This window comes from Micromonospora sp. NBC_01796, from assembly GCF_035917455.1.
GTDB lineage: Bacteria > Actinomycetota > Actinomycetes > Mycobacteriales > Micromonosporaceae > Micromonospora_G.
This window is the reverse complement of record NZ_CP109078.1, coordinates 5,067,743-5,082,657: the sequence shown is the minus strand read 5'-3', so window position 1 is coordinate 5,082,657 and position 14,915 is coordinate 5,067,743. Positions and strand designations below refer to the sequence as shown.

Here is a 14,915-nt window from a genome sequence, read left to right as displayed (position 1 = left end):
GGGAGGGTATCCAGTGTCACCGGGTGGTGCCCGCCGAGGGCGGCGGGACAACGGGCTCGACGCGACCGAATACGCCGTCGCTGGCGACGTGGACCCACGGGTGGGCGAACACCTGCTGGACGTCCTCGCCGCCGGCGGCATCGCCGCCTACCTCCAGCCCTCCGCCGACCTCAACCCGGTGACCCGGACCACCACGGTGCCGGCGCGACCGACCGACCGGCTCTACGTCGACCGGACCCACCTCGCGACCGCCCGGGACTACCTGACCCAACTCGCCGACGAGGGCACGCCGAGCCCGACGCCGTCCCGCCCCGATCCGGACGTGGACGCCGAGTGGGCCCGGATCGTCGCCGGCTACCACGCGGACGTGACCGAGGGCGCCCGGCCGTGGCCGGCGGCCGAGGACGTGAGCGCGGACGAGCCGGTCGACAAGACCGGCTCGGCCACCGGCACCGCCACCCGGACCGGCCAGGAGAGCGCCGGCCCGGCCACCGAGGTACGGCCGCTCCAGTCCGCCACCGACATCTCCGGGATCTCCCTCGACCCCCGGTCCGACCAGGGCTCCCTGCTCGACGGGCTGGACACCTTCGGCGCGGACCTGCCCGACGGCACCGAGGACCGGTACATCCCCCCGCCTCCGCCGCCGCTCCCGCACGTCTCCAAGTACGCCGTGGCCGGGGTGCTCGCGGTTGTCCTGGGCTTCATCCTCTTCGTCTTCCCGAGCCTGCTGCCGATCGACCGGGGCCTGGTCACGCTGATCGGCTTCACCGGGATCCTGAGCGGGTTCGTCACCCTGATCTGGCGCCTGCGCTCGGGCGACGAGGAGGACGACGACCCCGACGACGGTGCGGTGGTCTGAACCCGTAACAGGCAAATAGTGAGATTGATCGCACACAGCGTGCGTGCGTAACACTCGTGTAACTTGATGTCAGTAGGAATACCCCTGTACGTCACCTCTCCTCACTCCCCCTCACGACTGCCCGATCGCGCATCATTCGCGGTGGTCGCCTCGCTCGGAACGAGGTGCCCGAATGCGACAGAGTCCGCTTGTGGTGGTGGCCAACCGGCTACCGGTTGACGACGGTGTGGCGCTCGACGGCGCCTGTGAGTGGCGTCGTAGTCCCGGTGGTCTGGTCGGTGCCCTACATCCCATCCTGAAGAAGACCCCGGCGGTCTGGGTCGGCTGGGCCGGTGGCAGTGGCCCCGCTCCCGCCGTACCCGACATCGACGGCGTACGGATGCACGCGGTACCACTCAGTGACGAGGACATGCGGGACCACTACGAGGGTTTCGCCAACGCCACCCTGTGGCCGCTCTACCACGACGCGGTCGAGCAGCCCGTCTACCACCGCCGCTGGTGGGAGGCCTACCAACGGGTCAACCAGCGGTTCGCCGAAGCCGCCGCGGAAGCCGCCGAACCGGGCGCCGTGGTCTGGGTGCAGGACTACCACCTGCAACTCGTACCGGGCCTGCTCCGGGCGCTCCGCCCGGACCTGCGGATCGGCTTCTTCCTGCACGTGCCGTTCCCGCCGCCCGAGCTGTTCATGCAACTGCCCCGCCGGGCCGAACTGCTGCTCGGCATGCTCGGCGCCGACCTGGTCGGCTTCCAGCGGGCCCAGGCGGCGCACAACTTCGCCCAGCTCGCGTCCAAGGTGCTCAAGCTGCCCGCCACCGACCGCCGGATCGCGGTGGACGACCGGGTGGTCCGGATCGGCGCCTTCCCGGTCTCCATCGACATGGCCGAGATGGAGGCACTGTCCCGCCGCCCCGACGTGGTCCAGCGGGCCCGCCGGCTCCGGGGTGACCTGGGCGACCCGCAGCACGTGATCCTCAGCATCGACCGGATGGACTACACCAAGGGCATCGAGCAGCGGCTCAAGGCGTACAGCGAGCTGATCGCCAACGGCCACATCAAGGTCCGGGACACGGTCATGGTCCAGGTGGCGGTGCCGAGCCGGGAACGGGTCGAGCAGTACCAGGTCCTGCGCGAGCGGGTGGAGCGCGAGGTCGGCCGGATCAACGGGGAGTTCGGGCGGGTCGGCGAGCCGGCGATCCACTACCTGACCCAGCCGTTCGACCGTACGGAGCTGGCGGCGCTCTACCGGATCGCGGACATCATGGCGGTGACCCCGCTGCGGGACGGAATGAACCTGGTCGCGAAGGAATATGTGGCGGCCCGGGTCGACAACGGTGGCGCGCTGCTGCTGAGCGAGTTCGCCGGGGCGGCGGCGGAGTTCACCCAGGCGTATCTGGTGAACCCGCATGATCTGGAGGGGTTGAAACTGACCCTGATGCACGCGTTGCAGGCGACACCGGCGGATGTCAGCGACCGGATGCGGTCGATGCGCGACCATCTGCGGACGTATGACATTCGGGCTTGGGCTCGGGCTTATCTCACGTCTTTGGACCAGACCGGGGCGTTGGCTGATCGGTTGGCGCCTGCGTCTTAGTTGCGGTGGGGGGTTCGGGGGCGACGTGCCCCACTCCGAGCGGTCAGGCTTGATCTCTCCGTGGGGCACGCCGCCCCCGAACCCCTGACCTGGTCGTTCTGCGCTGGCCGGCTGCGGGTTGGCAGTGAGTGGCTTGGGCAGCTTGGCTCAGTGGCTCGGGTGAGTTGGCTCAGTGGCTCGGGTGAGTTGGCTCAGTGGCTCGGGTGGGGTTGGCTCGGGTGGCTCGACCCGGCTTGGGTCAGGGGGTGGGGAGGTCTTTGTCCAGCCAGTCGAGGAGGGCGTCCACGGGTTCGCGCCAGCGGGCGTCGAGCATCAGGTCGTGGCCCATGCCGGGGAAGAGCAGCGGGGCGGCGTCGTAGCGGCGGGCCGCGCGGGTGAGGGCGGCGGCCGAGACGATCCGGTCGTCGGGGCTGCCGAGGACGAGCAGCGGGGGGTTGCCGACGGGTGGCTCGGGGTCGCGGTGCAGCAGCAGTTGCCACTGGGCGCGTGCGGTGGCCCGGCCGAGTCGGGTGGTGTAGTCGGCGGCGGTCGCGGCGGGCAGTTCGCGGCTGAACAGTTGGCGGCGGTTGAGCCGCAGCCGGCCACCGAAGATCGCCGGCAGGGTACCGGCGGGGTTGCGCCGCAGGGCGCCGGCGAACGTGCCCCAGCCGCCGAGCACCGGCGCCACCAGCACCCCGGCCCTGGCTGGATAGCGGGCCAGGGCGTGGGTCACCACGAGCGCGCCGGCGCCGTGCCCCACCAGCACCGTCTGCCGGGGCAGGCTCGCCGCCACCTGGACAACATCATGGACGTACGCCCGAAGCGTCGCCTTCGGCGCCGCGCCGCTGCCGCCGTGCCCGCGCAGGCTCACCGCGTGCGCCGCGAACCCGCGCGTCGCGCAGTGCTCCAGCCAGTGCTCGGCGAAGGCCCAGGCGCCGTGACCGAAGCCGGGTACGAACAGCAGCGGCGGCTTGCCCTCGTCGGTCTCGGGGGTGGCGCTGCGCACCTCGCGGCGTACGGGTGGGACCGGGTTGGACCAGTCGCGCGTCCGGATGATCCGGGTGCCGGCCGCGCTCATTTGCTGACCTCCAGGTCGTCGAGGACGGTTTGCAGCTCGCTCAGGTAGTCCCGGTGGCCGATCTCGAACCAGTGCCGGGTGCTGTCCTTGACCTTCGCCGAACTCCACCGGCGGGCGGCACCGGCCTCCACGCGCGCGGCGAACGCGTTGGCCCGGTCCGGTTCGGTCTCCTGTACGCGCAGGCGTCGGGCGATCGCCACCGTCTGCCAGTGCACGAGCGGGAAGATGCCGGAGTCGGACTGGAGCAGGCCGGCCACGGCCAGGGTGGGATGGCGGCGCGGGAACGCGTTGAGGTAGAGCGTGGGGCGGCCGGAGTTGTCGTCGCCGAGGAGCGACGGGTCGAGGAACTCGAACTTCGGCAGGTAGCCGGTGGCGAGCACGACCAGGTCCGGTTCGATCTGCTGCCCGTCGGTCAGTTCGACGCTGTGCCCACGGAACCGGGCCACGTCCGGTACGGGGGTGATGTCGCCGTGACCAACGTAGTAGACGAGTTGGCTGTTCGCGATCGGGTGCGTCTCGTAGATCTTGTGATCGGGTGCCCGCATACCGAACCGGGTCAGGTCACCGACGGTGAGCCGCAGCGTACGGGCGGAGAACCACTGGCGCAGTCCCAGGGGGAGTTTGGCCAGTCCGGCGTTGACCTGGTCGGTCGGGCGGCCCAGCACGTACTTGGGGGCGTACCAGTAGCCGCGCCGGGTGGAGTGCCAGCACTTGGCGGCCTGCTGGGCGGCCTCGACCGCGATGTCGCAACCGGTGTTCCCGGCCCCGATCACCAGTACCCGCTTGCCCCGCAACTGCGTCGTGTCCTTGTACGCCGACGCGTGGATGACCTGCCCCCGGAACTCGTCGAGTCCCTCGTACGCGGGGATCTTCGGGGCCCAGTTGTGCCCGTTGGCGATCACCACGGCGGCGTAGCGGGAGGTCCGTTCGGCGCCGTAACCCCCGGTGCTGCGGGTGGTGACGTCCCACCGGTTGCCGTCGGCCGGTTCGACCCGGATCACCTCGGTGCCGAACCAGACGTCCTCGCGCAGGTCGAAGTGGTCGGCGTACCGCTCCAGGTAACCGAGGAGCTGGCTGTGGTGGGGGTAGTCCGGCCAGGAGTCCGGCATCGGGAAGTCGGGGAACTGGGTGAAGGGCTTCGACGAGATCAGGTGCGTACTGGCGTAGACCGGGCTGCGGTCGTGCCGCCAGTTCCAGGCCCCGCCGACGCTGGTTTCCCGTTCGTAGCAGTCGACGCCGAAGCCGTACTCCTTCAGGTTTTTGATCGCGGCCAGGCCGCTGGCACCGGCGCCGATGACGCAGACGGTGCCGCCCCGGTCGTAGACCGGGCGCCCATCAGACCGCAGGGTCGCGCCCGTTTCGGAGCTGTCTTGGCCAGTGGAGGTGGACACCGGGAATCTCCTTTTGTCCGGCACGAATGCCGAGTGCTGCCGAATCCTCTCGGCTCGCGTGACCCTTTGTCCAGCCCGGTGCCCAACGTTTGGTCATTCCTCCGGATCGACGTACGGCCCGTCCCGGTCGGCCAGGCGCGCCAGCAGGTCGCGGGCGACCCGCCCCCGGTAACCGGTCAGCGCCTCGGCCAACGCCCGGCGCACCTCGAGTTCCGGATGGTCGACCAGGTACGCCAGGTCCTCGGCACTGCCCCGGCGCCGGGCCCCGATCGCCCACACCGCGTCGACCAGGTCCTCGGTGGTGGTGGCGGCCCGGAGCGTGGCCATCATCTCCGGCACGGTCGGACCCGGCTCGTCGCCGGAGTAGCGGGCCCTGATCCGGGTCGCCCGGTACGAGCCCGCAGGCAGGCAGACGGGACAGGCGCAGGGGGCACGGCCGTGGGCATCGGGTTGGTAGCGCCAGCCGATCCCCTGCCGGACCGGGCGAATCCGCCGGACCTCGCCGGGACGGATGGCCCTGGGCACGAACACCTCCCACCCGCGGGGATCCTCGAGTTTCCGGACGACCGCCACGGCCTCGGCGGAGGTGACCCGCAGGGGTGGCCGGCCGTACCGACCCACGGTCACCCGCTCGTCGTCGGGCAGCCGTACGTCCACCGCCACCAGGACCCGTCGCTGCCAGCGGCGCAGTTCGCGTACCCACTGGTGCGTGAGCGTGTACGACGGCAGCACCGGCATGCAGTAGACGCCGTCGCTGTCGTCGTCGTACCAGCCTCGGCTGCGTGCCCGGATGCCGGCGCGGACGATCCGCCGGGCGTTGGCCTCCGGGGTGAGGTGCACCAGGGTGGTCATCGGTGTTCCGGGGGACGGGGTGGCGGGTCAGGCGGTGGTGGCGGGGCGGTTCGCGCCGGTGGTGGCCGGTTCGTGGGCCGGGAGCAGGAGGTCGGCCAGGACCGGGAAGTGGTCGCTGGCGCGGCGGGTCTGCGGGGTGTCCACCACGTCATAACCGGTGACCACGATCCGTGGGTCGACGAAGAGCGCGTCGATCCGGTCGCGCGGGTCGGCGCACGGGAACGTACGCGCGTCCGCCCGGCCGGCGGCGACCGCGGCGTCGGTCAGCCCGTCGGCGATGGTCCGCCAGGCGGCGCCGCCGGAGTTCTCGTTGAGGTCGGCGCCGAGCACCACCGGCAGGTGCAGTTCGGACAGTTCCCGTTTGAGCAGCGCGGCCTGTCCGGGACGTTCGGTCGGGTCGGTGCCCAGGTGCGACCCGGCGACCACGAACGGGGCGATGGTGTCGGAGCCGACCGCGCATTCGGCGAAGATGGCGCCGCGCATGTGCCGGCCCGGGGTGAGCGGGAACTGGCGGTGCCAGGTCCGGCGTACCCGTACCCGCAGGCTGGTCAGGACGATGTTGCCCAGGGACGGGAGCCCGCCGCCGCCGACCACCAGGCCGAGCGCGTCGGCCAGGACACCGGTCTTGTGGCGCCAGCGGAACCGGCGGGGTCCCTCCTGGACGATCACGACGTCCGGCTCGGCCTCCCGGACGGTCGCGGCCAGCGCCGCCACGTCGTCGCGCTGGCCGTGCACGTTGTACGACAGCACCCGCAGGCGTACGCCCGCGACGCCTCCGCCGGACGGTTCTGCCTGCGTCACGGGTACCCCTTCGCTCGTCCTGGTCCGGGAGTCGGGTCGGCTACCGGCGCCGGGCCAGGTCGGCCGCCCCGACCATGCCGGCGGTGTTGCCCAGCTCGGCCGGACGGATCTCCGCCACCGCCAGTCGGGAGCGCTGCGCCAGCGTTTCCGTGAACGCCTGTTGGGTGGGGCCGAGCAGCAGGTCGCCGGCCTCGACCACGCCTCCGCCGACAACCAGCACCTCGGGGTCGAGGATCTGCACCATGTCGGCGAGTCCCAGCCCGAGCCAGTGGCCGATCTGGGCGAACGCCTCGCAGGAGATCGGGTCGCCCTCCTGGGCGGCGCTGGTCACCATCGGTCCGGTGATCGACTCGACCTCGCCGGCGGCCATCTCGAGCAGCCGGGTGGCGCGGGCCGGGGCCTGACGTGCACCGGCGCGGGCGAACCGGACCAGGGCCCGGCCGCTGGCGTACTGCTCGATGCAGCCGAGCCGGCCGCAGCCGCAGAGGTGCCCGTTCGGTACGGACAGGGTGTGCCCCAGTTCGGCGGCGATGCCGTGCGCGCCGCGTACCAGTTCGCCGCCGAGGACGATGCCGCCGCCGACGCCGGTGCCGATGGTCAGCATCACCATCGAGTCGGTCGCGTGCCGGGCGGCGCCGTGCCGGAACTCGGCCCAGGCGGCGACGTTCCCGTCGTTCTCCACGATCACCGGCAGGTTGACGGCCGCGCTGACGTAGTCGCGGATGGGCTCGTCACGCCAGGCGATGTTGGGCGCGAAGAGCACGATCGAGCGGCTGGCGTCGATCCAGCCGGCCGCGCCGATCCCCACCGCCTCGATGTCCCGACCGGTGGCCAGTTCCGCGACGACCTCGACGATGACGTCGCGGGTCTTGGCGACGTCATCGGCGGGGGTGTCCCGCCGGGTCCGTACCAGGACATTGCCGTCGGCGTCGACCACGCCCGCGGCCACCTTGGTACCACCGACGTCGACTCCGATGGTCAGCGTCACCGCCGCCGCTCCCCTCTGTGCTCTGTTCTGCCGGCACCACACCGGTCTGTGCCCTGCCCTGCCGGCGTCACACCGGCCGATCGCGTCCCGCTGCGTCGCTGCAGCCCGGTCCGCTCAGCCCCCGTCGCCGGTGTCGCCGTCGGCGAGCGCCGGCTCTCCCGGTATCCGGGCGGCGGGTACCACCGGCGCCGGGCCGGTGGCTTCGGCGCCGGGCCCGGCTCCGGTGGAGCTGGGCGGCGCCGGCCGCGCGGACGCGCCGGTGGTCCCGGCCGCGTCGGCGGGCGGGGTGGTCCGGTCGGTTCGGGTCTCGGTTGCCGCGCGGGTCGCGGCCGCCCAGACGTCCCGCTCCGGTGCCGGCCACGAATCATGCACGGTACGGGTGGCTCCGCGCCACACCTCGTCGTCCGCCCCCGGTCGGGCGGCCGGTGCGGCGGGGTGGGTGGGGGCCGGGTCGGCCGGTCCGTCCGGTGCCTCCGGCGGGGTGCCGGTCGCCGGTGCCGCAGCGTCCGGTGACCCTGCCGGGGTGCCGGTGGGCGGTGGCGGGGTGCCGGGGTGGGCCGACGGGGTGCCCGGGGCCGGTGGGCTGGTGGTGGCCGTGGACAGGGCCCGCAGCAGGCTGGCCAGGCCGGCGGCGAAGTCGCCGGCACCGGTGGCGAGCCGTTCGGCGAACTCCGGGCTCGGGTCGCGCAGCGCGGTGATGGTCCGGCAGATCGGGCAGACGCAGCATTCGGGTGAGCCGGTGGCGAAGGCGCCGCCGGGCGTACCGGTGGTGGATCCGGGGCCGCCGTGGTGGCCGGTGGCGCCGGTCCGGGAGGTGCCGCCGCCGGTGGGGCGGTCGGCACCGCTGTGACCAAGCACACCGGTGATCAGGTCGCCCAGCGGGCCGAAGCCGCCGGCCCGGCCGGACGTACCCAGGCGCACCGCGGCCAGCGCGGTGGCGACCAGGCGCTCAGCCTCCGTACGCGCGGACGTTGGGTCGGTTGCCGCCATGCCCGCCTCCTCTCGCCGTGACGCTGCCGTGCGCGGTCGGTTCAGTTGGTCGCATCGAGCGACTCGACCCGCCGCTTGAGCTGCTTCAACGCCGTATCCATGATCATCTTCTCGGCCTTGCGGCGGAACATGCCCAGCATGCCGACCGACAGCTCGACCTCCAGCATGTAGGTCACCGTGGAGGTGCCGTCGCCGTTCTCCTCGATGTCGTACGACCCGTTCTGGGCCTGCTGCATCCGGGACGGCGCGGCCAGGTGCCACTGGATCCGGGAGATGTCCTCGGCGTACTCGTAGACGAGGGTGTACTCGTCCGCCAGGACGCCAGCATCCAGGACGAACCGGACCTGGCTGGCGTAACCGTCCTCGTACTCCTCGACCACCTCGACCCTGCGGACCGCGTCGGTCCACTCCGGGTAGCGCGCGAAGTCGCAGATCACCGCCGCCACCCGGTCCGCGGGCGCGGCGATGACGATCGACTGGATGGAGCTGTCCGCCATGGGGGGCAGGCTACCCGGTTCACCGGCCGGCACGGCCCTCCGGCTCAACCCGGCACCTCCCGTCCGACCGGCCTGCCTGGCGGGTCGACCCGGACGGGCGGGTAGGTTTCGTGTATCCGGCCCGGCCCGCGCGGCTCATCCCCGCCGTCGAGTACGAGCACGAAGGAGTGCAGGTGCGCGAGTTCTCCGTCCCACCCGTCGCGACCATCGGCGACACGGCGAACCTGACCGACACGGTCTGGGACAACGCCGAGGTGGCCCCGGACGCGATCCAGTTCGCCCGCCGTACCCGGGGCACGGCCGACACGCCGACGGCGGGTGGCCGGGACGGTTGGACCGAGATCACCACCCGGCAGTTCCGCGACGAGGTGGTCTCGGTCGCCCGCGGCCTGATCGCGGCCGGTATCGCCCCCGGTGACCGGATCGGCCTGATGAGCAAGACCCGGTACGAGTGGACCCTGCTCGACTACGCCATCTGGGCGGCCGGCGCGGTGACCGTGCCGATCTACGAGACCTCCAGCGCCGAACAGGTGGCCTGGATCCTCGCCGACTCCGGCGCGGTGGCCTGCGTGGTGGAGACCACCGCGCACGCCCTGCTGCTGACCGGCGTCCGGGACCAGGTGCCCGCCCTGAAGCAGGTCTGGCAGATCGAGACCGACGACCTGGACGCGCTGGTCGGCGAGGGCGGCCGGATCGACCCCGCCGAGGTCGAGACCCGTCGGCGCGGCGTCAAGGCCGACGATCTCGCCACGATCATCTACACCAGCGGTACCACCGGGCGCCCCAAGGGCTGCCTGCTGACCCACCGCAACCTGTACGCCGACGCCGCCAACGCGGTGGCGGTGCTCCCGCACCTGTTCAACGAGGGCGCCTCCACGCTGCTGTTCCTGCCGCTGGCGCACTCGTTCGCCCGGCTGATCCAGGTCGGTGTGATCTACGCCCGTGCCACCCTGGCGCACAGTTCCGACCCGAAGAACCTGGTCAACGAGCTGCAGGCATTCCGCCCGACGTTCGTCCTCTCGGTGCCCCGGGTGTTCGAGAAGGTCTACAACGGCGCCGCCCAGAAGGCCGCGGCCGAGGGCAAGAGTGCGATCTTCGCGCGGGCCGAGCGGGTGGCGATCGCGTACAGCGAGGCGTTGGACTCCCCCGGCGGACCGGGCCTGCCGCTGCGGATGCAGCACCGCGTCTTCGACCGGCTGGTCTACCGCAAGCTGCGGGCCGCGCTCGGCGGACGCTGCCGGGACGCGATCTCCGGCGGCGCCCCGCTCGGCGCCCGGCTCGGCCATTTCTTCCGCGGCGTCGGGGTCACCGTACTGGAGGGGTACGGGCTGACCGAGACCTCCCCGGCGGTCGCCGCCAACCTGGTCACCGCCATCCGGATCGGTACGGTCGGCCGCCCGCTCCCCGGTGTCTCGGTCCGGATCGCCGACGACGGGGAAATCCTGGTCAAGGGCGAGATCGTGTTCCAGGGGTACTGGAACAACCCGGAGGCGACCGCCGAGGCGCTCGACGAGGACGGCTGGTTCCACAGCGGCGACCTGGGCAACCTCGACGGTGACGGCTTCGTCAGCATCACCGGCCGAAAGAAGGAGATCATCGTGACGGCCGGGGGCAAGAACGTCGCCCCGGCCGTGCTCGAGGACCGGGTCCGGGCGCACCCGCTGATCAGCCACTGCGTGGTGGTCGGCGACCGGCGGCCGTTCATCGCCGCGCTGGTCAGCATCGACGAGGACGCCTGGCCGAAGTGGCTCGCCGAGCACGGTCACCCGACCGAGACCCCGGTGGCCGACCTGCGCGAGGACCCGGCGCTGACCGCCGACGTACAGTCGGCGATAGACGACGCGAACAAGGCCGTCTCCGCCGCCGAGTCGATCAAAAAGTTCCGGATCCTGCCGCGCGACCTGACCGAGGCGACGGGTGAACTGACCCCATCACTGAAGGTCAAGCGCGCGGTCGTACACCAGACATACGCCGCAGAAATCGCCGCTATCTACGGAGACTGACTACGATCCGTCAGGTGCCCGCCTCGACTCCCGCCCTCCCCCGTCCGCATCCGCTCGCGGCGGCGGCACGCGTCGTCATGCTCGCGCTGGTCGCGATCCTCACTCTGATCACCACCGGCGAGGTGGACCAGCTGCGCTGGATCGCCCTGCTGGCGGTCGCCGGCATCCCGGCCGTACTCGCCCCGCACCATCCGATCCTCGCCCCGCTCGGTCGGTTCGCCGAGGTGGTGATCGTCGGCTTCGCGGCGAGCCAGGTGGCGGCCGAGGCGTCGATCGGTGGGATGGGGGCGGCGGCGATCCTGCCGTACCTCGCCGTACCGCTGACCGTCGCGGCCCTGCAACGGCGCTCGACCGAGGGGGCCGCGCTGCTCGCGGTCACCGCGGCCAGCCTCGCCGTCGGCGGCTTCATCAGCGGCAACAGCACGAACGAGCCGCTCGGGCACCTCGGTCAGCTCGGCTACCTGGCGGTGTCCGCCCAGTGGCTGGTGCTGGCCGCGCTCGGCCTGTACGCCGCCGGCACCCTGCAACGGATCTGGCAGCTCCGGGGCGAGAGCCGGCCCCAGCCGTACGCCGAGGCGACCCGACTGCTCACCCAACTCCGGAGCGTGGCTCGCCAACTACCGGGAGCGACCCTGGATCCGGGCAGCATCTCCGAGCACCTGCTGGAGGAGTTGCGCGCGGTGGCCCGTGCCGACCGGGCGGCCGTCCTCTCGGCCAGCGGCGGCGGCCGGCTGGTGGTGCTCGCCCAGGTCGGCGTGGACCGGGTCGACTGGGAGACCACCCTCGACGCCGACTCCGCCATCGCCGACGCCTGGGCCAGCCAGCAGCCGCAGACCGCCCCCCGCTCGCAGGCCCGGTCCCACCCCGGCGGGGAGGTCTCCGCCCTGGTGGTGCCGCTGGTCGCGGGCGTACGCACGGTCGGCCTGGTGATCATCGAGGCGGACGCCGCGACCGCGTACCCGGCCGCCGTGGTGGGCCGGGTGACCGCGCTGACCCGACCCGCCGCGCTCCGGCTGGAGGCCGCGCTGCTCTTCGACGAGGTGCGCTCGCTGGCCACCAACGAGGAACGCCAGCGGCTGGCCCGGGAGATCCACGACGGGGTGGCCCAGGAACTCGTGATGGTCGGTTACGGCATCGACAACGCCATGGCCACCCTCCCCGAGGGCGCGGAGGAGACCGCCGGCGAACTCCGTACGCTGCGCGGCGAGGTCACCCGGGTGATCCAGGAACTGCGACTCAGCCTGTTCGAACTGCGCAGCGAGGTCGACCGGCACGGCGGACTGGCCGCCGCGATGGCCGAGTACGCCCGAACCGTCGGCGCTTCGGGCGGACTCCGTGTCCATTTGTCCCTCGATGAGTCCACCGCCCGGCTTCCCGCAGCCACCGAGGCCGAGTTGTTACGTATCGCGCAAGAGGCAATCACGAACGCGCGCAAGCACGCGGGCGCGTCCAATTTGTGGGTAACTTGCGCCGTGGACCCGCCGTACGCACAAATAGAAGTGTCGGATGATGGTCACGGCATAGCTGACCAGCGCCCGGACGGGCGGTATGGTCTTGCGATCATGGCCGAGAGAGCGGAACGTATCCGGGGCCGGTTGGAGATCCGTCCACGGCATCCCAGCGGCACGACGGTGGCAGTGGTGCTCGGAACCACGCCCCGACGAGATAACGTGCGCGATAGCGTCACCGCATCAGAAGGGGAGTAACCCGAGCATGACCACGAGCCCCACGCCGGCTGGCCGCACCAAGGTCCTTCTTGTCGACGATCACGACCTGATCCGCAAGGGCCTGCGCCACGCGTTCGAACGGGACCGTCAGTTCGAGGTCGTCGGTGAGGCCGCGACGGCGGCGGAGGGGGTCCGCCAGGCGGGTGCCCTCCAGCCCGACGTCGTGATCATGGACCTTCGCCTCCCCGACGGCAGCGGCCTGGAGGCCACCCGCGCCCTGCGCAAGTCCAGCGCCACCATGGGCATCGTCGTCCTCACCATGTACGCGGGCGACGACCAGTTGTTCGGGGCACTCGAGGCGGGGGCCAGCGCCTTCGTACCGAAGACCGCCCCGGCCGACGAGGTGGTCGCCGCCGCCCGGCACGCCGCGTCGTCGCCGAGCGCGTTCACCGCCGCCGACCTCGCCGAGGCGATGAAGCGCCGGCTGGCCCCGTCCGGTCCGCAACTCTCCCCCCGTGAGGGGCAGGTGCTCCGCCTGCTCGCCGACGGGATGAGCGTGGCCGGCATCGCCAAGCAGCTCTTCGTCAGCGAGTCGACGGCCAAGACCCACATCTCGAAGCTCTACGAGAAGCTCGGCGCGGCCAACCGGGCTCAGGCCCTGATGACCGCCCTGCGGCTGGGGCTGCTGGAAGCCCCCGACGCGCCGAAGTTCTGACCGCTCTGCGGTTCGGGCCGGCCCGGTGTGCGTACACCGTGTCGGCCCGTACCCGTGGCGAGGCCGGCTGACCGGGGTCAGGACGCGTCGACCGGCACCCGGGCCGGGATCGCCCGGCCGCTCAGCCGGCGGAACGCCAGGTAGGCCTCGCACCCCAGGCAGAGCCCGAACGCCGAGTTGAGAAACGCCGCCGCGAGCGCCAGGGCCGCCGCGACCAGACCCACGCCGTCCGCGCCGCCGAGGTAACCTGCCGCCGCGACCAGTGTGAAGACCAGCCCGACAACCTGGGCGAACCGCACCGGGGCGGCCGGTTCCAGCTCCGTCGGCGGGCTCAGCCGACGCGCCACGAGGGCCCGGAACAGCAGCCCGTACGGACCCCGGCGCGGAACCGCGGCGGTGATGGCGAAAACGGCGGCCTGGGCCAGCGCCAGCCAGCCGGAGCCGGTGAGCAGGACGATGATCAGGACCACGGTGGTGACGGCCGCGGCGAACCGGGGACCGCGAGGGTCGAGCAGCATGGTTTACCTCTGTCGGGGAAGAGGGCGACGCGTGTCGGGGGAAGAGGCGGCGCGCTGACGGCCGCCGGTGAGCCGGGACGAACGGGGTCCGGGCTCAGCGACAGAGGCTGGTGCAGAGGCGGCCGTGGTCGACGATGCGGCGCCGGGTGAGCAGGCGGGCGGTCACCGGCCGGCGCCTTCCCGGTCCCGCCCACCGGCGGTGTCACCGGAAGCGGCGAGCAGGGGCGCCAACGCGGCGATCACCTGCGCCTTGCCCGGCACACCGGTGGCCCGCTGGACGATCCGGCCGGCCCCGTCGACCACCAGCACCGTCGGCGTACGCCAGATGTTCAGTGCCCGGACCGCGGCGAGCTGGCTCTCCGCGTCGACCTCGACATGCCGTACGCCGTCGAGCAGCCCGGTGACCTCACCGAGCACCCGCCGGGTGGCCCGGCAGGGCGCGCAGAACGCCGACGAGAACTGCAACAGCGTCGCGGGCGTCCCCGGCAGTACGCCGAGCGCGGCCAGCAGGGCGGGTTCCACCACCATCCCCGGCGCACCGGGATCGTCGGCCGGCCGGTCCTGCGGCTGCTCCGACTGACCCCGCACTGACACCGTTCGCCCCTCCGCTACCGCCGTTCGCCCCTCCGCAGGTGCCGGTCGGGCCGGCACGGGGCGCAGCCGACCGTCACGTCGGCGGCGCCACAGCCCGAAGGCGGTCGCGGCGACCAGTACGGCCACGACCACGAACGAGCCGGTCAGCGCGGAGTCCTGCACGATCCCCAGAGTGCCACGCGCCGCGACGGTTGACCACGGCGTCCCACTCCGGGTGGGCCACGTCCCACCAGCGCCGGCCCGCCGGGCGGATGGGGCGGACCCCGTGTCCATGTCGGATCGGAGCCGTGCGATGGTGACTGCCGTCATTGATCCGGGTGACGATCCGGCGCGGTCTGGATAGCTGGACGGACGACGGGCAGAATAGCCGGGGAACCACCCGAGGGGCAGTA

14 protein-coding genes are annotated in these 14,915 nt (G+C 72.3%); 5 read left to right on the top strand and 9 right to left on the bottom strand.

What is annotated here, in order from left to right; all coding sequences use genetic code 11:
- Positions 1-13 precede the first annotated feature (13 nt).
- Both OIE47_RS23525 and OIE47_RS23520 read left to right on the top strand, forming a co-directional pair.
- Positions 14-859 (top strand): DUF308 domain-containing protein, encoded by an 846-nt coding sequence (locus OIE47_RS23525; protein ID WP_326556695.1) that lies wholly within the window; start codon positions 14-16, stop codon positions 857-859.
- Positions 860-1,031: 172 nt separating this feature from the next.
- Positions 1,032-2,450 carry an alpha,alpha-trehalose-phosphate synthase (UDP-forming) gene (locus tag OIE47_RS23520; protein WP_326556694.1) on the top strand — a complete coding sequence of 473 codons (1,419 nt, stop codon included), beginning with the start codon at positions 1,032-1,034 and terminating at the stop codon, positions 2,448-2,450.
- Positions 2,451-2,688: 238 nt separating this feature from the next.
- Here OIE47_RS23520 and OIE47_RS23515 read toward each other — a convergent pair whose 3' ends face one another.
- The 7 genes from OIE47_RS23515 to OIE47_RS23485 form a co-directional block, all read right to left on the bottom strand.
- Positions 2,689-3,507 (bottom strand): alpha/beta hydrolase, encoded by an 819-nt coding sequence (locus OIE47_RS23515; RefSeq protein WP_326556693.1) that lies wholly within the window; start codon positions 3,505-3,507, stop codon positions 2,689-2,691.
- Complete coding sequence (locus tag OIE47_RS23510; RefSeq protein ID WP_326556692.1) at positions 3,504-4,898, bottom strand: flavin-containing monooxygenase; 1,395 nt, start codon at positions 4,896-4,898, stop codon at positions 3,504-3,506. The genes OIE47_RS23515 and OIE47_RS23510 overlap by 4 nt, the downstream gene beginning before the upstream one ends.
- Positions 4,899-4,991: 93 nt before the next feature.
- Positions 4,992-5,750, bottom strand: coding sequence for a HEAT repeat domain-containing protein (locus tag OIE47_RS23505; protein WP_326556691.1), 759 nt, complete (start codon positions 5,748-5,750; stop codon positions 4,992-4,994).
- 27 nt (positions 5,751-5,777) lie between these two features.
- Positions 5,778-6,551 carry an endonuclease/exonuclease/phosphatase family protein gene (locus tag OIE47_RS23500; protein ID WP_326556690.1) on the bottom strand — a complete coding sequence of 258 codons (774 nt, stop codon included), beginning with the start codon at positions 6,549-6,551 and terminating at the stop codon, positions 5,778-5,780.
- A gap of 40 nt (positions 6,552-6,591) precedes the next feature.
- Entirely contained in the window at positions 6,592-7,539 is a 948-nt protein-coding gene (locus OIE47_RS23495; RefSeq protein ID WP_326556689.1) for an ROK family glucokinase, read from the bottom strand.
- Positions 7,540-7,653: 114 nt separating this feature from the next.
- Entirely contained in the window at positions 7,654-8,529 is an 876-nt protein-coding gene (locus OIE47_RS23490) for a hypothetical protein (RefSeq protein ID WP_326556688.1), read from the bottom strand.
- 41 nt (positions 8,530-8,570) lie between these two features.
- The gene (locus tag OIE47_RS23485; protein WP_326556687.1) at positions 8,571-9,026 is read right to left on the bottom strand and encodes an SRPBCC family protein; all 456 of its coding nucleotides are present in this window, start codon (positions 9,024-9,026) and stop codon (positions 8,571-8,573) included.
- Between the two features lie 173 nt (positions 9,027-9,199).
- On the opposite strand from OIE47_RS23485, the gene OIE47_RS23480 reads away from it, so the two are divergent.
- Genes OIE47_RS23480 through OIE47_RS23470 form a run of 3 tightly spaced genes read left to right on the top strand, consistent with a single transcriptional unit; the run spans position 9,200 to position 13,411 of the window.
- Positions 9,200-11,029: an AMP-dependent synthetase/ligase gene (locus OIE47_RS23480; RefSeq protein ID WP_326556686.1), complete on the top strand. Its 1,830-nt coding sequence runs from the start codon at positions 9,200-9,202 to the stop codon at positions 11,027-11,029.
- Between the two features lie 14 nt (positions 11,030-11,043).
- Entirely contained in the window at positions 11,044-12,735 is a 1,692-nt protein-coding gene (locus OIE47_RS23475) for a sensor histidine kinase (protein WP_326556685.1), read from the top strand.
- Positions 12,736-12,742: 7 nt separating this feature from the next.
- Positions 12,743-13,411 (top strand): response regulator transcription factor, encoded by a 669-nt coding sequence (locus OIE47_RS23470; RefSeq protein WP_121155899.1) that lies wholly within the window; start codon positions 12,743-12,745, stop codon positions 13,409-13,411.
- A 77-nt stretch (positions 13,412-13,488) separates the two neighbouring features.
- Here the strand turns inward: OIE47_RS23470 and OIE47_RS23465 are convergent, their stop codons facing one another.
- Positions 13,489-13,929, bottom strand: coding sequence for a DUF4395 domain-containing protein (locus tag OIE47_RS23465; protein WP_326556684.1), 441 nt, complete (start codon positions 13,927-13,929; stop codon positions 13,489-13,491).
- Between the two features lie 162 nt (positions 13,930-14,091).
- Positions 14,092-14,685, bottom strand: coding sequence for a thioredoxin family protein (locus OIE47_RS23460; RefSeq protein WP_326556683.1), 594 nt, complete (start codon positions 14,683-14,685; stop codon positions 14,092-14,094).
- Between the last annotated feature and the right edge of the window lie 230 nt (positions 14,686-14,915).